The organism is Streptomyces cyaneus (genome assembly GCF_004028635.1).
GTDB lineage: Bacteria > Actinomycetota > Actinomycetes > Streptomycetales > Streptomycetaceae > Streptomyces > Streptomyces cyaneus.
On record NZ_RQJW01000008.1, the window covers coordinates 306277 to 329748 of the forward strand.

General features: G+C 69.5%; 18 protein-coding genes. 11 read left to right on the forward strand and 7 right to left on the reverse strand.

Annotated features, from left to right (window positions below; genetic code table 11):
- Nucleotides 1-187 precede the first annotated feature (187 nt).
- Nucleotides 188-613, forward strand: a complete 426-nt coding sequence (locus EHO50_RS29695; protein ID WP_128434282.1) for a hypothetical protein — start codon at nucleotides 188-190, stop codon at nucleotides 611-613.
- On the opposite strand, the gene EHO50_RS29700 is transcribed toward EHO50_RS29695, so the two are convergent.
- Complete coding sequence (locus EHO50_RS29700; RefSeq protein ID WP_128434283.1) at nucleotides 595-1425, reverse strand: helix-turn-helix domain-containing protein; 831 nt, start codon at nucleotides 1423-1425, stop codon at nucleotides 595-597. The two genes, EHO50_RS29695 and EHO50_RS29700, sit on opposite strands and share 19 nt — an antisense overlap.
- Nucleotides 1426-1846: 421 nt before the next feature.
- Between EHO50_RS29700 and EHO50_RS29705 the strand changes: the two genes are divergently transcribed.
- Nucleotides 1847-2149, forward strand: a complete 303-nt coding sequence (locus tag EHO50_RS29705; protein WP_128434284.1) for a 4a-hydroxytetrahydrobiopterin dehydratase — start codon at nucleotides 1847-1849, stop codon at nucleotides 2147-2149.
- A gap of 37 nt (nucleotides 2150-2186) precedes the next feature.
- Nucleotides 2187-2930: a class I SAM-dependent methyltransferase gene (locus EHO50_RS29710; protein ID WP_128434285.1), complete on the forward strand. Its 744-nt coding sequence runs from the start codon at nucleotides 2187-2189 to the stop codon at nucleotides 2928-2930.
- Here EHO50_RS29710 and EHO50_RS29715 read toward each other — a convergent pair.
- Nucleotides 2914-3375, reverse strand: coding sequence for a hypothetical protein (locus EHO50_RS29715; RefSeq protein WP_128434286.1), 462 nt, complete (start codon nucleotides 3373-3375; stop codon nucleotides 2914-2916). The genes EHO50_RS29710 and EHO50_RS29715 overlap by 17 nt on opposite strands.
- Nucleotides 3376-3923: 548 nt before the next feature.
- Here EHO50_RS29715 and EHO50_RS29725 point away from each other — a divergent pair.
- The 3 genes from EHO50_RS29725 (at nucleotide 3924) to EHO50_RS29735 (ending at nucleotide 7560) form a co-directional block, all read left to right on the forward strand.
- Nucleotides 3924-4874: a helix-turn-helix transcriptional regulator gene (locus EHO50_RS29725; RefSeq protein ID WP_128434429.1), complete on the forward strand. Its 951-nt coding sequence runs from the start codon at nucleotides 3924-3926 to the stop codon at nucleotides 4872-4874.
- A gap of 40 nt (nucleotides 4875-4914) precedes the next feature.
- The gene (locus EHO50_RS29730) at nucleotides 4915-6789 is read left to right on the forward strand and encodes a rhamnogalacturonan lyase (RefSeq protein ID WP_128434288.1); all 1875 of its coding nucleotides are present in this window, start codon (nucleotides 4915-4917) and stop codon (nucleotides 6787-6789) included.
- 162 nt (nucleotides 6790-6951) lie between these two features.
- Complete coding sequence (locus EHO50_RS29735; protein ID WP_128434289.1) at nucleotides 6952-7560, forward strand: DUF4352 domain-containing protein; 609 nt, start codon at nucleotides 6952-6954, stop codon at nucleotides 7558-7560.
- 57 nt (nucleotides 7561-7617) lie between these two features.
- Here the strand turns inward: EHO50_RS29735 and EHO50_RS29740 are convergent, their stop codons facing one another.
- Entirely contained in the window at nucleotides 7618-10275 is a 2658-nt protein-coding gene (locus EHO50_RS29740; RefSeq protein WP_128434290.1) for a cellulose binding domain-containing protein, read from the reverse strand.
- Between the two features lie 222 nt (nucleotides 10276-10497).
- On the reverse strand, nucleotides 10498-13413 hold the full coding sequence (locus EHO50_RS29745; RefSeq protein ID WP_128434291.1) for a glycoside hydrolase family 48 protein: 2916 nt from the start codon (nucleotides 13411-13413) through the stop codon (nucleotides 10498-10500).
- Between the two features lie 251 nt (nucleotides 13414-13664).
- On the opposite strand from EHO50_RS29745, the gene EHO50_RS29750 reads away from it, so the two are divergent.
- Nucleotides 13665-15179, forward strand: coding sequence for a cellulase family glycosylhydrolase (locus EHO50_RS29750; RefSeq protein WP_181449715.1), 1515 nt, complete (start codon nucleotides 13665-13667; stop codon nucleotides 15177-15179).
- 30 nt (nucleotides 15180-15209) lie between these two features.
- Nucleotides 15210-16934 carry a glycoside hydrolase family 6 protein gene (locus tag EHO50_RS29755; protein WP_128434292.1) on the forward strand — a complete coding sequence of 575 codons (1725 nt, stop codon included), beginning with the start codon at nucleotides 15210-15212 and terminating at the stop codon, nucleotides 16932-16934.
- A gap of 111 nt (nucleotides 16935-17045) precedes the next feature.
- Here the strand turns inward: EHO50_RS29755 and EHO50_RS29760 are convergent, their stop codons facing one another.
- Entirely contained in the window at nucleotides 17046-17816 is a 771-nt protein-coding gene (locus EHO50_RS29760) for a phytanoyl-CoA dioxygenase family protein (RefSeq protein ID WP_246101551.1), read from the reverse strand.
- Nucleotides 17817-17953: 137 nt separating this feature from the next.
- Between EHO50_RS29760 and EHO50_RS29765 the strand changes: the two genes are divergently transcribed.
- The 3 genes from EHO50_RS29765 to EHO50_RS29775 all read left to right on the forward strand — a co-directional run bounded on the left by EHO50_RS29765 (nucleotide 17954) and on the right by EHO50_RS29775 (nucleotide 20435).
- Nucleotides 17954-18856 (forward strand): class I SAM-dependent methyltransferase, encoded by a 903-nt coding sequence (locus EHO50_RS29765; protein ID WP_128434294.1) that lies wholly within the window; start codon nucleotides 17954-17956, stop codon nucleotides 18854-18856.
- Nucleotides 18857-18923: 67 nt separating this feature from the next.
- Complete coding sequence (locus tag EHO50_RS29770; RefSeq protein ID WP_246101553.1) at nucleotides 18924-19670, forward strand: SDR family oxidoreductase; 747 nt, start codon at nucleotides 18924-18926, stop codon at nucleotides 19668-19670.
- 153 nt (nucleotides 19671-19823) lie between these two features.
- Complete coding sequence (locus tag EHO50_RS29775; protein WP_128434295.1) at nucleotides 19824-20435, forward strand: hypothetical protein; 612 nt, start codon at nucleotides 19824-19826, stop codon at nucleotides 20433-20435.
- Between the two features lie 71 nt (nucleotides 20436-20506).
- On the opposite strand, the gene EHO50_RS29780 is transcribed toward EHO50_RS29775, so the two are convergent.
- Together EHO50_RS29780 and EHO50_RS29785 are read right to left on the reverse strand one after the other, a co-directional pair.
- Nucleotides 20507-21343: an aldo/keto reductase gene (locus EHO50_RS29780; RefSeq protein ID WP_128434296.1), complete on the reverse strand. Its 837-nt coding sequence runs from the start codon at nucleotides 21341-21343 to the stop codon at nucleotides 20507-20509.
- A gap of 131 nt (nucleotides 21344-21474) precedes the next feature.
- Entirely contained in the window at nucleotides 21475-23301 is a 1827-nt protein-coding gene (locus EHO50_RS29785) for an AMP-dependent synthetase/ligase (RefSeq protein ID WP_128434297.1), read from the reverse strand.
- Between the last annotated feature and the right edge of the window lie 171 nt (nucleotides 23302-23472).

Here is a 23472-nt window from a genome sequence, read left to right on the forward strand (position 1 = left end):
GCAGTTCCCCGCGCCCCTGGAGGGCGTTGCCCGCACGTCGGCCGAACAGCCGACCGCATTACCTTGCGGGTAATCGACCCATCTGCCCATTCGCGGGATCGTGAAGGTACCGAGTTCCGGGACGGCGCACTCCGTCCCGGGATCCGGTCCACCACCGCAACTCGACCTCGACGGAGGGTGATTCGTCATGTCCGCCACCTCGCTTGCCGCGCTTGCCCGGACCTCCGACCCGCAGACCGTGCTGCGCCGTTTCCTGGCCCTGGACGCGGTGGTGACCGGGGCGAACGGGATCGCCTATCTCGTCGCGTCCGGCCCGCTCGGCCGGCTCCTCGGCGTCGACTCGACGCTGCTGCTGGGGCTCGGTGCGTTCCTCGCGGTGTACGCGGGCGGGGTCGGTCTGCTCGCCTCGCGTGCCCGTCCCGCCGCGTTCCCGGTGCGCGCCGTCATCGAGGCCAACCTCGCCTGGGCCGCGCTGAGTGTCGTCGCCCTCGCGGTGTGGCTGTCGCCGACGACGCCGGGCGCGATGTGGACCGTGCTCCAGGCGCTCACCGTGGCCGGGTTCGCCGGGTTGCAGTGGGCGGCCCTGAGGGCCCGTCAGGGCAGCAGCGACTGAAGGTACTTGACCGTCGCCGGGTCGGCCGGGAGGAACGTCTCGATGGCCAGCTCGGCGACGGTCACGTCCATCGGGGTGTTGAAGGTGGAGATGGAGGAGACGAAGGACAGGACGCGGCCCTCGTGCTCGATCTGCAGCGGCAGCGCGAAGTACGGGACGGGTTCGCCCGGTTCGGCGCCGGGGCTCTCCTGCGGCACCGGGTACGCCGCCACCTCCTCGTACAGCCGGCGCAGCGGCGCGGAACGGTGCAGCGCGATCTGCCGGTCCATCTGGGCGAGCAGGTGCCCGCGCCACTCACGCAGGTTGCGGATGCGCGGCGCGAGGCCCTCCGGGTGCAGGGTCAGGCGCATCGCGTTGAGCGGGGGCGCGAGAAGGTGCTCGGGGATGCCGTCGAGCAGCATCAGGATGCCCCGGTTGGCCGCGTGGACGTTGTACATCCCGTCGACCACGAGGGCCGGGTAGGGCTCGTAGCCCTGGATCAGCTGCTCCATGCCCGCGCGGACGGCGTCCAGTGCGGGATCGTCCAGCGGGGTCTCCGGGTAGCGAGGGGCGTATCCGGCCGCCAGCAGCAGCGCGTTGCGCTCGCGCACCGGCACCTCCAGGTGCTCGGCCAGCCGCAGCACCATCTCCTCGCTGGGCCGCGAACGGCCCGTCTCGATGAAGCTGATGTGCCGCGCCGAGGAGTCGGCCCGCAGCGCCAACTCCAGCTGACTGACCCGCCGTTGCTCCCGCCAGGCCCGCAGCAGAGGGCCCACGCCCTGGTCGGTGTGAGTGGCGGCGGGCACGGCGTTGCCGGACGGGACGGTGGTCATGAGTACGACCGTAGTCGAGAGCGCCTGGAATGACCGGGCCGTGGATGTCGCCCCTGTCCGGCGAGGCCGCGTACCGCGCCCGGGTGCGTGCTGTCTCCTCGGCGGGGCGGTCGGTGACGCCCTCGGCTACCCGATCGAGTCAGCTGGCTGGACGCCTGCCTGTCCGGCGTAGCCCTGGGGGCACCCCTCGGTCATGCGCCCGGCCCCCTCCGGCCTCACGAACTCCGCCGACGCACGTCGTCACGGGCGGTTCCGCGGGTCGGGGGACGGGCACCGATCGCCGCCCTCGCCGCCCTCGCCGACGACCGGGCGGCTGAATTCGTCCGCCGCTGACCACCGGGGAGCCGTCTGACCAGGGCCGCCACGCTCCGTCTGTGGCAGGCTGAAGACGAACCCGCCAGTTCTGGAAGGAGCGAGGCCCATGCCCCTCGAACCGCTGTCGCAGAAGGAGATCGAGGACCGGCTCGCGGAGCTGCCGGGCTGGTCACTGGACGGAGACCGCATCGCCCGCTCCTACCAGCTCCCCTCGCACTTCGCGGCCACGGCGATGGTCGTGCACATCGCCCAGGTCCAGGAGCAGCTCGACCACCACTCCGACCTCACCCTCGGCTACAACACGGTGTCACTCACCGTGAACACCCACACCGTGGGCGCCGTGACCGAGCGGGACTTCGCCCTCGCCCGGAAAATCGAGGATCTCGCCCCTGGCCACGGGGCACACTGACGCGCGGGCCGGACTACGACGAGGAACTCTGACGCGCGTGCTGGATTACAACAAGGAAGCGGAGCGGTACGACGCCTCGCGCGGCGGCGAGCCCCGGGCGGTGGCCGCGGCGGAGGCGGTGCTGGGGCTCCTGCCGGACGGGACCCGGCGCCTGCTCGACGTCGCGTGCGGCACCGGCATCGTGACGCGTCGGCTCGCCGCCGGACGGGACGGCCTGTGCGTGACCGGCGTCGACCTCGCGCCCGGCATGGCCCGGCAGGCCGCCGCCCGTCTGCCCGGCGCCGTCGTGCTCGCCGACAGCCGTCGGCTGCCGCTGCGGGACGGCCGGTTCGACGCCGTGAGCAGCGTGTGGCTGCTGCACCTGGCGCGGACGGACGACGACGTGCGGACCACCGTCGGGGAGTGCGCTCGCGTGCTGCGGCCCGGCGGTGTCTACGTCACCACGGTCGACAAGGCCGCCGCACACAACGTGGGCAGTGACATCGATGCCGTGCTGGCCTCCCGCCCACGCCGCCCGGCCCGGGACGAGGCGGCGCTCGTCGAGTCGTACGCCCTCGACCACGGCCTGGTCCCGGCCGGGCAGGCCCGTTTCACCGGCCGGGGCCAGGGCCGCAGCCCCCGCCGCACGGTCGCCGACCTGCGCCGGGGCTGGTTCGTCGCCCTGCCGCCCGGCGGCGCGCTCGCCGACGAGTTCGCCGCCCGGCTGGCGGAACTGCCGGACCAGGACCGACCCCGGCCGGACCCGGTGTTCAGCCTCCGGGCGTTCAGGAAGCCCGAGTGAACTCCATGACCCAGTTGGTCACCCAGGTCTCCCCGCCGTCGACGCAGAACGCCTGCTCCCAGCGGGCCGCGCCGGCGGACACGCCCGACCAGACGAACCGCACCCGCACGTCCTTGCCGTCGTACGTGTCGTCGCCGTAGAACTCGCCGCGGTCGCCCTCGAACCGGCCGATGACCGGCGGGAACAGCTTCCCGCTGCCGCTGGCGGACCAGTTCAGCGACCATCGCTCGGTCTCCCGGTCGAACAGGCGCAACGTCAGCCCCTTGGAGCCCAGGTACGGCATGTCGATCTCGTCGACATTGGCGGCGCCGTCGAACAGCGGCCAACAGCGGCTCGTGGCCGGGAACTCCACCCAGTCGCTGTCCGGGTCGAGGAAGTCGGTGCGGCGGCGGTTGACGACGTCCCAGTCCCCGTGGAAGAAGTCGAAGTCGTGCGGGCTGCTCATGGGCGGTCTCCCGTGGTTCCTTCGGGTAGCAAGTCGGCCAAGTAGGACTGCAGGTCCGGGACTTCGGGCGCGAGCATGTGCCGTACCCAGGCGTCCCGTTCGTGCAGGATCGGCGGGAGTTCCCAGACGCAGAGATGCCTTGGCAGGCTGCCTTGACCGTGGGATGAGGTGGGCGCGGTCGGGGCAGCCGAGGTTCGGCTGCCCGCCGCGGCGCCGCCAGGGTCGGCGGTGACGTGTTGACGCCCTCGCCCGTGCAGACACGGACGATTCTGGTCGGCACCCCTACGAGTGCCACCACGGGTTCCTGCTTCGCAGGCCCTCGCCACTCCCAGGAAGGGAACGGTCTTACACGGGCCTCCACAGGCGTCACTTTCCGCCCGCCCGGCGGTAGGTCCGCCAACTCGGTTGTCGGACAAGCCGACGGTAGTGGCTGGTGTGAGGGGTGAGGGTGTTTCACCCTCTTGATTCACCCTGAAGGGTGGCGCTCGATGGTGTGTGGGAGAAGTCACGTTGTGACGCTAGGCCCGCTTCACTGACACCATATGTCAGTGAAGTCCGGCCGACTCGTCTCCATCCTCCTGCTGCTCCAGACCCGCGGCAGGATGACCGCCGCCCAGCTCGCCGAGGAACTGGAGGTGTCGGTGCGCACGGTCTACCGCGATGTCGAGGCGCTGAGCGCCGCCGGCGTCCCGCTGTACGGCGACGCGGGTCACGCCGGCGGCTACCGCCTCCTCGACGGCTACCGCACCCGCCTCACCGGACTCACCGCCGACGAGGCCGAGGCGCTCTTCCTCGCCGGGGCGCCCGGACCCGCGGCCCAGCTCGGCCTCGGCTCGGTCCTGGCCGCCGCCCAGCTCAAGGTCCGCGCCGCCCTGCCGCAGGAGCTGCGCATCCACGCCGACCGGATCAGCGGCCGCTTCCACCTCGACGCACCCGGCTGGTACGCCGACGCCGACGAGACGCCGTACCTCCCCGCGGTGGCCGACGCCGTCTGGAACAGCCGCGTCCTGCACGTCCTGTACCGCCGCTGGCGTGAACCCACCGACGTGGAGCGCCGCCTCGAGCCGTACGGACTCGTCCTCAAGGCGGGTCGCTGGTACGTCGTCGCGGGCCCCGAACCTCGTACGTACCGTGTCGACCAGATCCTCCGACTCACCGCCACCGGCGAGGAGTTCACCCGCCCCGACGGCTTCGATCTCGCCGCGCACTGGGCGGCGTACCAGCGTGACTTCCACGACCGGTTGTACCGCGGGGAGGCGGTGGTGCGGCTGGCTCCCGGAGTGACCCTCGATCGCGCGGTCAACCACCGTACGGAGAACGGCGGTTGGACCCGCGCCGACGTCCCCATCGAGTCCGTCGACCACGCCCACGCCGAGTTCCTGCGCCTGGGCACCGGCATCGAGGTGCTCGAACCGCCCGAGCTGCGCGAGAAGATCGCTCGGACGGTGGCCGAACTGGCCGAAAGGTACGGCAACTCGGGGGCGTACGGCGGCGACTGAGGGAACGGAACCCGTCCGTCCTCCCGAGGAGGTACGTCACGTGCAGCACCCGCGCAAGCACCGCAGACGTCGAGCCGCCCTCTCCGCGACCCTCGCCACGGCCGCCCTGGTCGCCGCCGGGCTCACCACGCTGAACGGCGCCGGCGTCGCGGAGGCCGCCACCGCCCGCCAGGTCGAGGCCCTCGACCGGGGCGTGGTCAGCGTCCACACGGCCGACGGCAACCTGGTCAGCTGGCGATGGCTCGGCACCGACCCGAACGACGTCTCCTTCAACGTCTACCGGGCCGGCACGAAGGTCAACTCGACCCCGATCACCGGCTCCACGAACTACTTCCACTCCGGCGCCCCCGAGCAGGCCGACTACACCGTCCGCGCGATCGTGAACGGAGTGGAGCAGGGCGACTCCGTGCACGCCGTCCAGTTCCGCACGGGGTACAAGGACGTCCCGATCAGCCCGCCGGCAGGCGGCACGACACCGGACGGGGTGGCCTACACCTACGAGGCCAACGACGCCTCCGTCGGCGATCTCGACGGCGACGGCGCCCTCGACATCGTCCTCAAGTGGCAGCCCACCAACGCCAAGGACAACTCCCAGTCCGGCTACACCGGCAACACCGTCGTCGACGGCATCAAGCTCGACGGCACCCGGCTGTGGCGCATCGACCTGGGCCGCAACATCCGCTCCGGCGCGCACTACACGCAGTTCCAGGTGTACGACTACGACGGCGACCGCAAGGCCGAGGTCGCCATGAAGACGGCCGACGGCACGGTCGACGGGACGGGCGCGGTGATCGGGAGCTCGTCCGCCGATCACCGGAACTCGAGCGGCTACGTCCTCTCCGGGCCCGAGTACCTGACCATGTTCAACGGGCAGACCGGCAAGGCGATGGGGACGGTGGACTACGTCCCGGCCCGAGGCACGGTCTCGTCCTGGGGCGACTCCTACGGCAACCGAGTCGACCGATTCCTCGCCGGTACCGCCTACTTGGACGGTGCCCGGCCCTCCCTGATCATGGCCCGCGGCTACTACACCCGCACGGTCATCGCCGCCTGGGACTGGCGAGGCGGCAGCTTCACCCGCCGCTGGACCTTCGACACCAACTCCTCCACCAACACCGGCAAGGGATTCGACGGCCAGGGCTCGCACAGCCTGTCCGTCGGGGACGTCGACGGCGACGGCAAGGACGAGATCGTGTACGGCGCGATGGCCGTCGACGACAACGGCAACGGCCTGTGGACCACGAAGACCGGGCACGGCGACGCCCAGCACCTCGGCGACCTCGACCCCTCGCACGCGGGCCTGGAGTACTTCAAGGTCTCGGAGTCGACCAGCCAGCCGGCCGAGCTGTACATCAACCCGGCCAACGGCACGGTCAACTGGAAGCTCGCCGCCTGCTGCGACAACGGTCGCGGAGTCGCCGGGGACATCTGGGCGGGCAACGACGGTGCCGAGGTGTGGTCCGCCTCCGACACCTCCATCCGCGACGAGGCCGGCGCCACCAAGGGGCGTGAGCCGTCCTCCGTCAACTTCCTGTCCTGGTGGGACGGCGACACCGTCCGCGAACTCCTCGACGGCACCCGCATCGACAAGTACGGCACCTCGTCCGACACCCGCCTGCTGACCGGCTCCGGCGTCTCCTCCAACAACAGCACCAAGGCCACCCCCGTGCTGTCCGGCGACATCCTCGGCGACTGGCGCGAGGAGGTCATCTGGCGCACCAGCGGCAACACGGCGCTCAGGATCTACTCGACGCCGTACGAAACGAGCACGAAGATCACGACCCTGCTCCACGACCCGATGTACCGCACGGGCCTGGCCTGGCAGAACACCGGCTACAACCAGCCCCCGCACCCGAGCTTCTTCATCGGCAACGGCATGCCGACGGCGCCCCGGCCGACGGTGTACACGCCCTGAGCATCGGCGACGGGCTCGACCTTGCTCGACCCGCCTGGCAGCCCGGACGTCATGACGGGCTGCCAGGTTGCTTTGCGGGCCCGACTTTTTTCGGTGCTCCGTGCAACCATGCGGGTTCTTCACGGGTCCTTCACATGCGTACCACCGAAACCTGGGGAGAACATGGTCCACCACACCCGCATACGTCTCGCCGCCACCGCGGCCGTCGCCGTCGCCGCGCTCGGCCTGAGCGCCTGTGGTTCCGGCTCCGGCGACGAGGTCGTCGACAAGCCCAAGGCGAAGGCCTCCGCCAAGGCCGACAGCGGCAGCGGCAACGAGAAGGAGCCCGCCGCCGAGAAGAGCAGCGCCGCGCCCGACGTCGCCAAGGTCGGTGACACGCTCGCGCTCAAGGGCATGGAGAGCGGCAGCGGCCTCGACGTCACCGTCGTCAAGGTCGTCGACAACGCCAAGTCCAGTGACGAGTTCTTCGCCCCCGAGTCCGGCAACCGGTGGATCGGTGTGCAGCTCCAACTCGTCAACACCGGCACCAAGGTCTACTCCGACGCTCCCGTGAACGGGGCGAAGATGGCCGACGACCAGGGCCAGCAGTTCGGGACCGTCCTCGCCGACATCACGGCCGGCCCGTCGATGTCGTCGGACGTCCGGCTCAAGCCGGGCGCGAAGGCGCTGGGCTGGGTCGTGTTCGAGGTGCCGAAGGCGTCGAAGGCGGCCACGGTCACGTGGGGGATGGACTCCGGCTTCGCCGAGCAGATCGGGGAGTGGAAGCTGTAGGCGACAGCACCGAGGGCGCGTACCGGCGAACGGCACGCGCCCTCGGGCTCGCTCGGCTCAACTCACCGCGCAGCTCTGGTCACCCAGCTTGAAGGCGGTCGGTTTCGCGTTCGTCCCCGACCAGCTTCCCGTGAATCCGAAGCTGACGGACGAGCCGGCCGCCACGCTGCCGTTCCAGCCCACGTTCTTCGCGGTCACCGCCGAGCCCGACTGCGTATGGTCGGCGTTCCACACCTGTGTGATCCGCTGCCCGTCCGCGAAGGTCCAGCCGAGGGACCAGCCACTCCAGGCACTGGAACCGGTGTTGGACAGCTGGACGTCCGCCTGGAAACCGCCCGACCACTGGTTGGTGACCTTGTACGTCACCGTGCAGGCGCCGGTCGGCGTCGGGTCCGGATCCGGGTCGGGATCCGTGGTGCCGCCGCCGGCCGTGTCGCCGTAGATGACGCCCCGGCCGTTCGTTGCCACGTAGACCCGCCCGTACACCCGGGGGTCACCCGTGATCGCCGCGCCCGTCCAACCCCACTGGTGGGCGTCGTCGTTGACGCGGGTCCAGGTGACGCCCTTGTCGACGGAGCGGAAGATGCCGCGTACGCCGCCGATCTTCGCGCTGGTGTAGAGGGTTTGGTACGACGCGCCCGTCGCCGCCTTGCCGAAGCCGATGGCGTCGGCTTGCTCGACGTTCGAGAGTTTCGTGAAGCTCGCGCCCCCATCGGTCGAGTGCCACAGACCGTACGCCCCGTCCGTCGCACCACCCGCCAGCCACACGTCCCCCTTCACCCCGGGCAGCGCCTTGAAGCGGACGCTGTCACCGCTCGGCAGCCCGGCCGCCGAGGACGCGGTGAAGGTCGCGCCGCCGTCCGAACTCACGTAAAACTTGCCGGACTTGAAGCCGTAGAAGACCTTCGGGTCGACCCGATCCGACTCGACGATCGCCCCGGCCGGAATCCCGCTCGACGCCTGCCACGAGTTGCCGAACCCCGTCGTGTACTGCACGCCCGTGCCGGCAGGGCTCCACACGAACCGGCTGCCGTCGGCCGCCGCGGCCACCGTGCCGCCCTCGCTGACGCCCGACGGGTCGGTCCCCGCAAACCAGTTGGCGCCGTTGTCCGTCGAGAACGCGATGTGCGGTCCGGAGTCGAGATTGCCGACCCGGACGACCGTGTCGGGGTTGGACTCGGCGTAGTCCAGGCTCGTCGTCGTGGTGAAGTTCGGCTGTGTGAACATCATCGACGGCACCTTGGTGAGGTCCGTGTGGCGGAAGCCGCCGATGTCACCGAGGGCGCTCAGGAGCGGGGCGCCCGACGGGGGAGAGGCGAGGTCGTTGACCGCCGTCTCCTCCAGGCCCTGCACCATCGGCTTGATGGTGAACTGGCTCCCGCTGTCCCACTTCGTCAGGTCCTCGGTGCCGTAGATCGTCGCGCCCGTCCCGTACATCATCCGGTTGGAGTTGAACGGGTCGATCTCCAAGGCCTCGGTCATCCAGCCCAGTTTCGGCGTCTGCTCGGGCGGTGACGGATTCGCGCCCCAGGTCAGCCACGGCGACGACGAGACGTCCATGGTGTAGCGGTTGGCGCGGTTGGGATACGATGTGTAGTCCCACGCCTTGGTCCAGGTGCCGCCGCTGTCCGTCGAGCGGAAGATCTGAGTGTCCGGCCACCAGGAGCTGTACGCCGTCGCCATCACCGTGCCGGGCTTCTGCCGGTCGAGGGTCAGACCGGCGAAGCCGTAGTAGGTGTCGGCCTCGGCGACCGGGCTGATGTTCGTCCAGGTGCCGGTCGCGGTCGCGTACCGCCACAGCTGGCCCTTGCCGCCGTCGTACGGGCCGCCCTTGTCGCTGTAGGCGAGGTAGAGGTAGCCGTTCGTCGCGTCCAGGACACCCTTGTGGGCCAGGTAGCCCGTCGGCTGCCCGGCGACCCGCGACCAGGTCGCGCCCGCGTCGGTCGACCGGTACACGGCGTTGTCCTTGTCGGCGACCCCGACGTAGATGGTCTTCGTCGCGTTCCCGGACGTCCCCGTGGACTCGTCGAAGGTGACCCAGACGATGCCTTGGTTGTCGCTGGCGTACCCGCTCGTGTCGCTCGGATCCTGCACGTAGTTGCCGACGTTGGGGAAGTTCGCCACCTGCGACCAGGACGCCCCGGAGTCCGTCGACCGCCACAGCCCCTTGCCGCTCGGGGCGCCCAGATACAGCACGCTGTTCTTGTTCGGGTCGACCGCCAGCCGCTCACCCATGCCGCGTCCGGGCATGTTGCCGCCCAGCTTGAACGGCAGGTCGGTCTTCTGCCAGCTCGCGCCCCGGTCGGAGGAGCGCATGACCGCGCCGTTGTTCGGGTCCCAGCTGTTGGTGTACGTCCCGACCGCCGCGTACACCTTGTTCGGGTCGGCCGAGTCGGACGCCAGGCTCACCACACCCGTGTGCCCCCAGTCACCCCAGCCGACCGAGTCCAGCAGCGGCGTCCAGGTCTTCGACGACTCCTGCCAGCGGTAGGCGCCGCCGATGTCGGTACGCGCGTAGGCGAGGTTCTTCTCCTTGCGGTTGAAGACGATGCCGGGGACAAAGCCGCCCCCGTCGATACGGGCGTTCTTCCAGGTGTAGGTGTCGGCGGCGATCGACACCTTCTGCGTGGCAGGGGCGGCCAGTGCGGGCGGGGTGCCCGCGAGCAGCCCTGCCGCGAGGGCCAGCGCGGCGGTGAGGATGCGGGTTCTTCGCACGGTGGGGGTCCTCTCCGGGGTGCGGGGGGGGGGGATGGAAGTGACATGGGGAAAGCGCTTTCCGATGAGGGCGAAGATGGCCGGGCGATCCCCAGTGCGGGTGGGGACCGCCCGGCCGACGGGGCGGTGACGCCCCAAGGGGCGCGGGGAACTGCGCGACCAGCCACGGCGGACCCGCAGTCGAACGCGGCCCCTCCCGCGGAGCTCCCTAGCGGGGGCTGGTTATTCGAGGAGCTCCGCGTACGAGCCCATGGCGAGCGCGATGTCCGCCTGGGCCCAGAACCGGTGATACGTGAACGACGGCGCCGCACCACCCGCGAGATACGCCTCGATCTTCGACCAGGCCGGGTCGTCCTCATAGAACGAGCGGATCGAGTCGAAGGTCGACGACGAGTTGATCGCGTCGCCGTTCGGCATGGTGCCGGTCCAGCCGCTCGGGACGTAGATCCCGTCGTCGAAGCGGTTGTAGTCGGCGCGGGTCTCCGGGACGGCGATACCGAGGTCGTCCTGGTAGTTGTCCCACATGCCGTCCAGCAAGGCCTTCGCCGTCGTCGCGGCCGCCGTGTCACCGGAGCGGTCGGCGTAGTACGTCAGGGTCTTGGCGTACGCGGCCGCCACACCGACGTCGTTGGTGTAGTCGGCGACGGTGACGTGAAGCCCGTTGTTCGCGCCCGGACTTGACGCGTTCCAGGTGTCGGGCTGCCCCGACCACTGGAGCGTGGACGGGATCCGGTACGTACCGTCCGGGTTGACGGTCGTCTCGGACAGCGCCCAGTCGACCCACTTGTCGAGGACAGCCTTCGCGGCCGCGTTCCCCGTCTGCTGGTAGTACTCGGCCACCCGCTCCATCGACCACGCCTGGAAGCCGAACCACTGGTTGGACGGCGGGTCGTGGTAGACGGGCTGCTGGTCGTAGTACATGCCGTAGAAGGTGGACTTCCCGGCCGGCGGCGTCGCGTACCGGCCCGCCCAGCTGTTGGTCGCACCGCCCGCGATCGCGCCCTCGCTGGACTGCAGCCAGCGGTAGAACTCGACCTGCCGCTCCAGCGACTTGGCCCAGTCCGCCTGTCCCGTCGCCGACTTGGGCTTCAGATCGGCGTAGTTGGACAGGGCGTACGCGGCCATCGGGTTCTGGTAGCCGCCGTGCGCATGGCTGGAGCCGATGCGCCAGGCCCAGCCCGCCGAGGTGTCGGTGGCACCGCCCCACGCGTAGTACCAGGACAGCAGGTAGAACGAGGCGTCCTTGCCGGTGCCCGCCGGGCAGGAGGAGGCCCCGACGCAATTGCCGACCTTCTTGAAGTACTTGTCGTACATCGCGTAACGCAGGTAGTCGCCCATCTTCGCGGCCTTGGCCACGGTCGCGGAGATGTCGCCGCCCTTGCCCTGCTCGTCGGCCCACTTGTCGGCCCAGTACGCGGCCTGCACCGCACGGGCGTCGGCGTCCGGGGCGTTGGTGAACTTCCACTGCTTGGCGTAGGAGGCGTCACCGGTGAAGAGGTCCAGGTACCCGTTCTTCCCGCCGTACTTGAAGGCGTCGCAGGTCGGCTGCGGCACCGTCTCCCACACCGACTCCTGCGCGCCGCGCTGGAAGGTGTTGATGTACGACGGCCCGGTGTCCGTCGGCCCCGCCTCGCACTTGCCCGGCGAGTTGCCGTAGCCGTAGACGTTGTCGACGTCCTGCAGCCAGTGCATGCCGTAGACGTCGTCCGTGCCGTACGCGCTCTTCAGCTCACCTGCGATCGGGTCCGAGCCGACCGAGACCGACGAGTCGAGCTTCGCCGGGTACTCGTTCGGGGTGTCCAGCTCGGGCGCGTAGGTCGCCGGCTTCGAGGCGTTGTAGAAGGAGTTCGTCGGCTGGTCGGCGTGGGTCGGGATCATGTACTTCTCCATGATCTCCCAGGCGCCGTTGAACTTGGCCCAGTCGCCCGTGACCTTGCCGTACATGGCCTGTAGCCAGAGAAGGTAGCTGTAGGCCTCCGACGTGGTCTCGTGACCGTGGTCCGGCGCCTCGACGATCAGCGTCTCCACCGAGTGGTAGGGAATGCCCTCGGGTGAGAAGTAGCCGTTCGCCGGGTTGGTGATCTTGCCGTACAGCTCCAGGAAGCGGGCGTCGTACGCCTTCGTCGCCGCGATCTGGGTCGCCGTGACCGACGCCTTCGCATGCCCGGTGGCGGTCGACTCGAAGGTCGCCGCGCCGGTGCCGGAGGAGTCGGCGGTGATGGTCACCTTCTGGGCCGTGTTCCAGTTCGAGGGCGTGAAGGTGAGCGAGGCGCCGCCGGTCACCGACAGGCCCGAGTTGCCGCTCGCGCGTGCGGTGGTGACGGTGACGTTGGCCGACGGCTGCGTCGACAGCTTGATGTCGTACGAGGCCGTCTTGCCCTGCTGGACCGGGAGTTGGGTCTGCGAGGCCACCACGGCGGGACCCGAGGCGACCGTGATGCCGACCGGCGTGGACTCCGCGGACGCGCCCAGGCTGTCGTACGCCTTCGCGAGGAGCGAATGACTGCCCACGGTCAAGCTTGAGGCCGAGAGCGAGTACGGCGCCGTCGTGTCCGTGCCCAGCAGCGTGGTGTTGTCGTAGAACTCCACCTTGCTGATCGTCGCGTTGTCCGCGGCCGCGGCGGTGGCCGCGAGCGGGACGGCGTCGCCCTGCGAGTAGACGGCGCCCGCCGCCGGGCTGGTCAGCACGGTGATGGGGGGTTGGTGGGCGCCGGTGCAGCTGGTGCCGTTGATCGCGAAGTTCGCCGGGGCGGCGTTGCTGCCGCTGTACGTGAACTGCGCGCCGGTGGTGACCGCGGCTCCGGCGGCGATCCGGCCGTTGTAGCCGGCGTCCTTCACCGTGATCGACTGGCCGGACTGGGACCAGGTGCCGTTCCAGCCGTTGCTGAGCTTCTGGTTGCCCGCGTAGCCGTACGTCAGGGTCCAGCCGTCGATGACATCCGTACCGCGGTTGGTGATCGTCAGATCCGCGGTGAAGCCGGAGCCCCAGTCATTGGTCTTGTAGTCGACACTGCACTGAACTGCCGCTGCCTGAGCGGGTGTCGAACCCGTGCTCAGCATGGTCAAGGGAAGCGCCAGGGCCGCTGCGACGGCCGTCCACAACCGCCGTACGGCTCTGCGTCTGCGTGGGGGATGCACGTGCTGGTTCCTCCTTGCGGCTCGGAGAAGTCAAGGCTTGAACCAGTGGGAGCGCTCCCATAGTGAGGATGGGGGTGCAAAGGGTCAAGGTGCTTGAAGAGTCGAAAAGATTCGATGAGTTCAGTTGAGGGAAAGTCAGTAACTCCTCTGTCCTTTACCGTCACTTGGCGCTAGCTTCATTGACACCAGTGGGAGCGATTCCATCAGTCGACGCGGCCGTCACGGCGCGCCTGATCTGCAAGGAGTCGCTCATGCGACACCTCCCGCGTTCAGTACTTTTAGCCGTCGCCGGTGCGGTCGCCCTCATCGCGGCCGTGACGGTGCCGGTGGTCACGGCGCAGGGAGCCACCCCCGCGTGCACGGTGCAGTACTCCGTCACCAGCCAGTGGGACAGCGGCTTCCAAGGTGCCGTGGAGATCACCAACAACACCGCCGCTGTGAGCAGTTGGAGCCTGAGCTTCGACTTCGCGGGCAGCCAGAAGGTCACCCAGGGCTGGAACGCCAAGTGGTCCCAGTCAGGTACGACGGTGACCGCGACCAACGAGAGCTGGAACGGCGCGCTCGGCACCGGCGCGCGTGTCAGTGCCGGGTTCATCGCGTCCTGGTCGGGGAGCAATGCCGTACCGAAGGCGTTCAAGCTCAACGGCACCACCTGCAATGTCGACGCCGAACCGTCGCCGACCGACCCGACGGACCCCACGGACCCCACGGATCCGACCGATCCGACCGATCCGCCGGGCCCCGGTGACGGCACGGTGCCGGCCCTGCACGTCTCCGGGAACAAGCTCGTGGACGCCGACGGCACCACCCGTCGCCTGCTCGGCGTCAATCGTTCCGGCGGCGAGTTCATGTGCGTCCAGGGTTACGGCATCTGGGACGGCCCCGTCGACGACGCCGCCATCAAGGCGATCGCCGACTGGAACGCCAACACCGTCCGCATTCCGCTGAACGAGGAGTGCTGGCTCGGCCTGTCCAACATCAAGCCCGAGTACGGCGGCGCGAACTACATAGGCGCCGTCAAGGATCTGGTGGCCAGGGTGAAGGCGCACGGCATGACGCCGATGCTCGAACTCCACTGGACCTGGGGCCAGTACACCGGCAACTCGGCGGGCTGCTCCGACGTGCACGCCGGCTGCCAGAAGCCGATGCCCGACATGCAGTACACACCCGCGTTCTGGACGTCGGTCGCGAGCACCTTCAAGGACGACCCGACGGTTGTGTTCGACCTGTTCAACGAGCCCTACCCGGACCGCGCGACCTCCACGACCACCCAGGCGTGGCAGTGCTGGCGGGACGGCGGCACCTGTCCCGGCATCGGGTACGAGGTCGCCGGCATGCAGGACCTCGTCGACGCGGTACGGGGCACCGGCGCCGACAACCTGATCCTGCTCGGCGGGATCGCGTACTCGAACGACCTCAGCCAGTGGCTGACGTACAAGCCCATCGACCCGGCGGGCAATCTCGCCGCGGCGTGGCACGTCTACAACTTCAACACCTGCGCGAACGAGAGCTGCTGGAACTCCACGCTGGCCCCCGTCGCGGCCCAAGTGCCGCTGGTGGCGGGGGAGATCGGGGAGAACACCTGCGCGCACTCCTTCGTCGACCAGGTCATGAAGTGGTTCGACGACCGTGATCTGTCCTACCTGGGCTGGACCTGGAACACCTGGAACTGCAACTCCGGTCCGGCGCTGATCACCGCCTACGACGGGACCCCCACGTCGTACGGCATCGGGCTGCGTGATCACCTGCGCGCCCTTGACGGATAACTCCCCTCACGGAGAAGGAAACCCGCACTCATGAGTCGTACCAGAACTGCGATGCTCGCCGCCCTGGCGCTGGTCGCCGGTGCCTCGGGGACCGCGCTCGCCGCGACCGTCCCCGCGGACGTCGGCACGGCAGCCGTCCCGTGCACCGTCGACTACAAGGTGCAGAACCAGTGGGACACCGGCTTCACCGCCGCCGTGACGGTCACCAACCAGGGGGCCGCCAAGTCGAACTGGTCGGTGAAGTGGTCGTACGCCGGAAACCAGAAGATCACCAACGGCTGGAACGCCAAGATCAGCCAGAGTGGCGCCGCCGTCACCGCCGCCAACGAGACCTACAACGGCACGCTGGCGACCGGCGGTTCGGTCAGCTTCGGCTTCCAGGGCACCTACAGCGGCACCAACGCGATCCCGGCCACCTTCACCCTCGACGGCGTGACCTGCAACGTCGACGGCGGCGGCGGACCCACGGACCCGCCCGACCCCGACCCCGGCCCCACCGGGCCGAAGGCCGACAACCCGTACTCCGGCGCCAAGGTGTACGTGAACCCGGAGTGGTCCGCCAACGCCGCCGCCGAGCCGGGCGGCAGTCGCATCGCCAACCAGCCCACCGGCGTGTGGCTGGACCGGATCGCCGCGATCAACGGCGCCGGCGGCAAGATGGGCCTGCGCGCCCACCTCGACGAGGCCCTGAAGCAGAAGGGCAGCGGCGAGCTCGTCGTCCAGCTGGTGATCTACAACCTGCCGGGCCGCGACTGCGCCGCGCTCGCCTCCAACGGTGAGCTCGGGCCGACGGAGATCGACAAGTACAAGACGCAGTACATCGACCCGATCGCCGCGATCCTCGCCGATCCCAAGTATGCCTCGCTGCGGATCGTCAACACGGTCGAACTCGACTCGCTGCCGAACCTCGTCACCAACGTCTCGCCGCGGGTCACGGCCACCCCGAACTGCGACACGATGAAGGCCAACGGCAACTACATCAAGGGTGTCGGCTACGCGCTGAACAAGCTCGGTGACATCGCCAACGTCTACAACTACGTGGACGCCGGGCACCACGGCTGGCTCGGCTGGGACGACAACTTCTCGGCGAGCGTCCAGTTGATCAAGCAGGCCGCGACGGCCGAAGGCGCCACCGTCAACGACGTGGCCGGTTTCATCACCAACACCGCCAACTACAGCGCGCTGAAGGAGCAGTACTTCACCATCAGCGACTCCGTGAACGGCAAGTCCGTGCGCGAGTCGAAGTGGGTGGACTGGAACCGTTACGTCGACGAGCTCTCCTACGCCCAGGCCTTCCGGGCGGAGGCCGTGAACCAGGGCTTCCCCTCGGGCGTCGGCATGCTGATCGACACCTCCCGCAACGGCTGGGGCGGCAGCGCCCGGCCGACCGGTCCGGGCGCCATGACGGACGTGGACACCTACGTCAACGGCGGTCGCATCGACCGGCGCATCAACACCGGCAACTGGTGCAACCAGTCCGGAGCCGGTCTCGGCGAGCGCCCGCAGGCCTCCCCGGCGGCCGGGATCGACGCCTACGTGTGGATCAAGCCCCCGGGTGAGTCCGACGGCGCCAGCAGCGAGATCCCGAACGACGAGGGCAAAGGCTTCGACCGGATGTGCGACCCGACGTACACCGGCAACCCGCGCAACAACAACAACATGTCCGGCGCCCTGGCGAACGCCCCGCTGTCCGGCCACTGGTTCTCGGCGCAGTTCCAGCAGCTGATGCAGAACGCGTACCCGCCGTTGTCGTAGCGGTGTGGCGGCGGCTGCCGGTCCGTTGTGGCTGGTCGCGCCCGCGCGGCGGAGCCGCAAATAGATGCAGCCCCGCGCCCCTTGGGGGGCGCGGTAGTCGCCGGGGTCTGGTCAGATCTCTTGGGCCAGGCCCCGGCGGATTGCGAATTCCACCGCCGAGTAGTTGCCGTCGGGCCGCTCCAGCTCATGAGGCACCGCCGTGAGCAGGGGCGGCTGGGCCATGAAGCGTGGCCGGGTGCCGTGGTGGGGCTGGGCGGCGTGGACCAGGAACGGATGGCAGAGGTAGACGTCGCCGGGGCGACCGGTGGCGTGGGCGAGCGGGCGGTGCGCGGAGGCCTCGGCGACCTTCGGGCCGAGCTCCAGGAAGGAGGCGCCCGCTTCGCCGTACGGCTCCAGGACCGGCGGTACGTCGAGATGCGAGCCGACCCGGATCCGGGTCGGGGCGTCGTCCTCGGTGACCTCGCTGAACAGGAACAGCATCAGCAGCGCACGGTCCTTGGAGTGCACGTTCGTGTGCGGGTGCTCGGCGCCTTCGGGCACGTAACTGCCCTCGATGTGCCAGCCCGCGTCGTTCGGTTCCTCCTCGTGCGGGAACCGCAGCGGGAAACTGCCCAGCGAATAGCGTGACTGCCAGCGGTCCTCACCCACCAGCACATCGAAGGCCTCGTGCAGGACGGGCGTGTTGACGGCCGCCGCGAAGGGGCCCTGCGCCATGTCGTACACCCAGTGCACGGGGTCCTTCCAGGTGCCCGGGTCCTGCGGGTCGTACCCCGTCTCGCGCCACAGCAGCCGCGCGCAGTGCTCGGCGACGCGCGGCGGAAAGGCGCCCTCGATCTTCACGAACCCGTCATCGAGGAACCGCTTCACCATCTCGTCGTCCATCGGGCCATCGTGGGCGATCGGACATGCGGGCCGCATCCCGTTTTCCTTGCCGCCGTTTTGCCGTTACGGCAACGACGGTGGCCCCGCGCCGGTGCGTCGGCGCACGCTGGCCCCATCCGAAGGAGAGGCTGACGAGCATGGCGCACCACCACCACGGAGACCACCAGGCCGGTCACCAGCACCGTCACCACGACCACACCGACATCGACTGGAACGAGGTGGCCCCGCAGCTGGAGGCACAGGCGGAGCTGTTCACGCCCCTGTACGAGCACGCCATGGCCTGGCTGGCCAAGCGGCAGACCGAGCCCGGGCTGATCGTGGACGTGGGCAGCGGACCCGGCGTCATCGCCTGTCTGCTCGCCGACACCTTCCCCGGCGCGCGGATCGTCGCCGTCGACGGTTCCGCACCGCTCCTCGACCGGGCAAGGGCGCGGGCCGAGCGACTGGGCGTCGCCGACCGCTTCGGCACCGTCGCCGGTGAACTCCCGGACGCACTCGACGACTTGGACTACCCGGCCGATCTGCTCTGGGTCAGCCGCAGTCTGCACCACCTCGGCGACCAGCGTGCCGCCCTCGCCGCGTTCGCCGCCCGCCTCACGCCCGGCGGCACCCTGGCCCTCCAGGAGGGCGGCCTGCCGGCCCGGTTCCTGCCGCGCGACCTCGGCTTCGGGCGGCCCGGACTGCAGGCGCGCCTCGACGCGCTGGAGGAGGAGCGGTTCGCCGCGATGCGCGCGGATCTGCCCGGCTCCGTCGCCGAGACCGAGGACTGGCCGGCGCTGCTCAGCTCCGCAGGCCTCAGGCCCACCGGCACCCGCACCTTCCTCCTCGACCTGCCCGCCCCGACCACGGACCGGGCCCGCGCCTACGTCGTCGCCTCTCTGACCCGTATCCGCGAGGGCTTCGGAGACCACCTCGACGCCGATGACCGCGCGACCCTCGACCGGCTCCTCGACCCGGACGACAAGGCGAGCGTGTACCACCGGCCGGATGTGTTCGTCCTGGCGGCGCAGACGGTGTACACGGCGGTACGGACGAAGTGACCTTGACTTCGAGAACTCTCCAAGTGATGGAATCCCCGTCGTCCGAACGAAACACAGGGGGATCATCATGACCGGATCGACCATGACCGGCTCAACCTTGACCGGATCGACCGCGACCGACTCTCCGGTCGCCCTCATCACCGGCGGCGGCAGCGGCATCGGCGCCGCGGTCGCGCGACAGCTGCTGGCCGCCGGACACCGGGTCACCGTCACCGGCCGCGGCGAGGAGCGGCTGCGGGCCTTCGCCGCGGAACTCGGGGAGCCGGACGGTCTGTTGACGATCGCCGGGAACGCCGCCGAGTACGGCGACGTACAGGCGGCCGTCGACAAGACGCTGAAGGCCTTCGGCCGACTCGACACCGTCGTCGCCAACGCCGGTTTCGCCACCCACGACTCGGTCGCCGAGGGCGACCCGTCCGGCTGGACCGAGATGGTGCTGACCAACGTCCTCGGCCCGGCCCTGCTGATCCGCGCCTCCATCGACGCCCTCAAGGAGACCCGCGGCCGGATCGTCCTCGTCGGCAGCGTCGCCGGGTTCGTGCCCGGGCCGGGCAACATCTACGGGGCGACGAAATGGGCGGTGACCGGGCTCGCCGAGAACACCCGGCGGCAGGTGACCGACTGGGGCGTCGGCGTGACCCACATCGCGCCCGGCCGCGTCGAGACACCGTTCTGGGACAGCTACGGCAGCCTGCCGCCGGGGCACCTGCTGACCGCCGACCAGATCGCCGACTCGGTGGTGTGGGCCATCCGGCAGCCCGACGGCGTCGACATCAACACCGTCGTCGTACGGCCGCTCGGACAGCCCAACTGACGCCGACGAAAGACGGCGTCGCCGGCCTGGCAATGCGAGGGCCTATCTATTAGGAAAGTTTCCTTACCTGCGCTGATTGCGGGGTCATGCCCCCGGTAGAAGACTGGACATGCCGAAGATTTCGGATGTGGGCCCGGATTTCCGGGAGGTGTCATGTTCGTACGCGCCATCTACACGACCGGCGATCCCACGAAGATCGACGCGGCCATCAGGGCCTTGAACACCGAGGGGCGGGACCTGTTGGAAGACCGTCCGGGGTACCGCGGAGCAAGTGTCTTCGTGGACCGGGCGCTCGGGAAACTGCTCGCGGCGAGCTGGTGGGAGTCGGAGCAGGACCGGCGCAACAGCGACGAGGTGTTGCGCGAGCGGCGGGCGGCCATGCTGGAGCCGTTCGCGGGAACACTGGCGGTCTTCAACTACGAGGCGTTGGTCTTCCACCAGGTCCGGCAGCCGCAAGCGGGCGGCGGACTGCGGCTGACCAGGCTGGAGTTCGACCCCATGGACACGGACCTGCTCGCCGACACGTTCCGGGCGACGGTGGTGCCCAAGCTGGACACCCTCCCGGGGCTGGCCAGGGCGTCGCTGATGGTCGACCGGGAACGGGGGCGCGGGATGGTCGGAGCGGTCTTCGTCGACCAGGCCTCCCTGGCGGCGTCCCGCGCGGGCCAGGCGGCCGCCCGGCATGAGGGCGCGGCCAAGGCGCATGTGACCGTCACCGGGCTGGAGGAGTTCGAGGTCGTCTTCACCGACGTGCGCGGTGACTGAGGCGCCCCGTACGCGTCCGCCCGCCGCTCAGGCAGCTGAGCGGCGGGCGGACGGTCGTACCGAAGCGGGCGTCAGGCCACGTCGAACGTCGCCGGGTCCGGGCCGATCCGCCGGTCCTCGTTCAGCGCGCTGATCGCCGCGAGGTCCTCGGCGTCCAGGCTGAAGTCGAAGACCTCGATGTTCTCCTTGATCCGCGACGGGGTCACGGACTTCGGGATCACCACATTGCCCAGCTGGAGGTGCCAGCGCAGCACGATCTGGGCCGGGGTACGGCCGTGCTTCTGCGCGATGGCGACGATCGCCGGGACCTCCAGCAGCCCCTTGCCCTGGCCGAGCGGCGACCAGGCCTCGGTGGCGATGCCCTGCGCGGCGTGGTACTCGCGGGAGGCGTGCTGCTGCAGGTGCGGGTGCAGCTCGATCTGGTTGACCGCCGGGACGACCGACGTCTCGCCGATCAGCCGCTCCAGATGCTCCGGAAGGAAGTTGGACACACCGATCGCGCGGATGCGGCCGTCGGCGTGGAGCTTCTCGAAGGCCTTGTAGGTGTCGACGTAGGTGTCGCGGGCCGGCAGTGGCCAGTGGATGAGGTACAGATCGACGTAGTCCAGGCCCAGCTTCCCCAGTGACACGTCGAAGGCGCGCAGCGTGGAGTCGTATCCCTGGTCGCCGTTCCAGAGCTTGGTGGTGACGAAGATGTCCTCGCGGGGGATGCCGGCGGCGGTGATGGCCTTGCCGGTGCCCTCCTCGTTGCCGTAGATCGCCGCTGTGTCGATGCTGCGGTACCCGGCCTCCAGCGCCGTGCTGACCGCCTGCTGCGCGTCGTCGTCCGGCACCTGCCAGACGCCGAAGCCCAGCTGGGGCATCTCGACGCCGTTGTTGAGGGTGATCGGGGGGACCTTGCTGCTCACGAGCTCTTGATCCTTACGGTTGTCGTCAGGTGGTACTCATATCGTCAACGATCACGTGGCGTGATGCATTCCTGACGGCGAAATCCGATCGAAACCGCGTCGGCTCTGCGGTCGGCGACCCCTGGGCCGGCTCAGGCCCGGTACAGCGCCTCGACCTCGTTGGCATACGCGTTCTCGATCGCCTTGCGCTTCAGCTTCAGCGACGGCGTGAGCAGTCCGTGCTCCTCGGTGAAGGGCTGCGCGAGGATACGGAAGGTGCGGATCGACTCGGCCTGGGAGACGAGAGTGTTGGCGGCGACGACCGCGCGCCGCACCTCGGTCTCCAGGTCGGCATCGCGAACCAGCTGGGCCGGGGTCATCTGGGGCTTGTCGCGCATCATCAGCCAGTGCTCGACGGCCTCCTGGTCGAGGGTGACCAGAGCCGCGATGTACGGGCGGTCATTGCCCACGACGATGCACTGGGCGACCAGGGGATGGTCCCGGACGCGCTCCTCCAGCACGCCCGGCGAGACGCTCTTGCCGCCGGACGTGACCAGGATCTCCTTCTTACGGCCGGTGATGGTCAGGTAGCCGTCCTCGTCGAGGGAGCCGAGGTCGCCGGTGGCGAGCCAGCCGTCGTGCAGGGCCGCGTCGGTGGCCTTCTGGTTGTTGAGGTAGCCCTGGAAGACGTTGGCGCCGTGCAGCCAGATCTCGCCGTCGTCCGCGATGTGCACGGTCGTGCCCGGGATGGGCTGGCCGACGGTGCCGTAGCGGGTGCGATACGGCGGGTTGGCGGTCGCGGCCGCCGTGGACTCGGTGAGGCCGTACCCCTCGTAGACATGGACGCCGGCGCCCGCGAAGAACAGACCCAGCCGGCGGTCCATCCCCGAACCACCGGTCATCGCCTGCCGGATGCGGCCGCCCATCGCCGCCCGCATCTTGGAGTAGACGAGCTTGTCGAAGAGCTGGTGCTGCATGCGCAGACCGGCCGACGGGCCGGGGCCGATGCCCCACGCCTTGGCCTCCATGGCGTCCGCGTACTTCACGGCCACCTCGACGGCCTTCTCGAAGGCGCCCGACCTGCCCTCCTTCTCGGCCTTGCGGCGGGCGGCGTTGAAGACCTTCTCGAAGATGTACGGCACGGCCAGGAAGAACGTCGGCTTGAACGCGGCGAGGTCCGGCAGCAGGGCGGCCGCGTTCATCTGCGGCTGGTGACCGAAGCGGACCTTGCCGCGGATCGCGGCGACCTGCACCATCCGCCCGAAGACGTGCGCGAGCGGCAGGAACAGCAGGGTCGCCGCCTCGTCGCCCTTCTTGGAGTGGAACACCGGCTCCCAGCGTTCGATGACGGTGTCCGCCTCGTACATGAAGTTGCCGTGCGAGATGACACAGCCCTTGGGGCGCCCCGTGGTGCCCGAGGTGTAGATGATCGTCGCGACGGAGTCGGGGGTGACCGCCTGCCGGTGGCGGTGGACCACCTCGTCGTCGAGGTGGGCACCGGCGTCGTACAGCTCCTGCACCGCGCCCGAGTCCAGCTGCCACAGCTGGTGCAGCCGGGGCAGCCGGTCGATGACGGTGGCGATCGTCATCGCGTGGTCCTCGTGCTCCACGATCGCCGCCGAGCACTCGGCGTCGTACAGCGTCCAGAAACACTGCTCGGCCGAGGAGGTGGGGTAGATCGGCACGACCTGGGCGCCGATCGTCCACAGGGCGAAGTCGAAGAGCGTCCACTCGTACCGCGTACGGGACATGATCGCGACCCGGTCGCCGAACCGGATGCCCCGGGCGAGCAGGCCCTTGGCCAGGGCGAGCACCTCGTCCCGGAACTCGGCGGCGGTGACGTCCCGCCACTGTCCGTCCTCGTCCTTGCGGCCGAGGGCGACATACAGCGGATCCTCCTGAGCATGCTCGAAGACGACGTCTGCCAGGCCGCCCACCGGCGGTGCCAACGCCAACGGAGGGTTGGTGAACTCGCGCAAACCCCGCTCCCCGCTCCGAATGCCTCGGCTGAAGCTCCGCTCAGCGCCGTGAAAGCTACCCCACCCGCGTTTCGGACGGGAGGGGGCCGGAAATCGAGGGGTGCTCAGGTACGCACTGGTCAGCGCGGGAAAATGCGCTCACATGGGGAAGGGTCGGACAGAAAACTGACG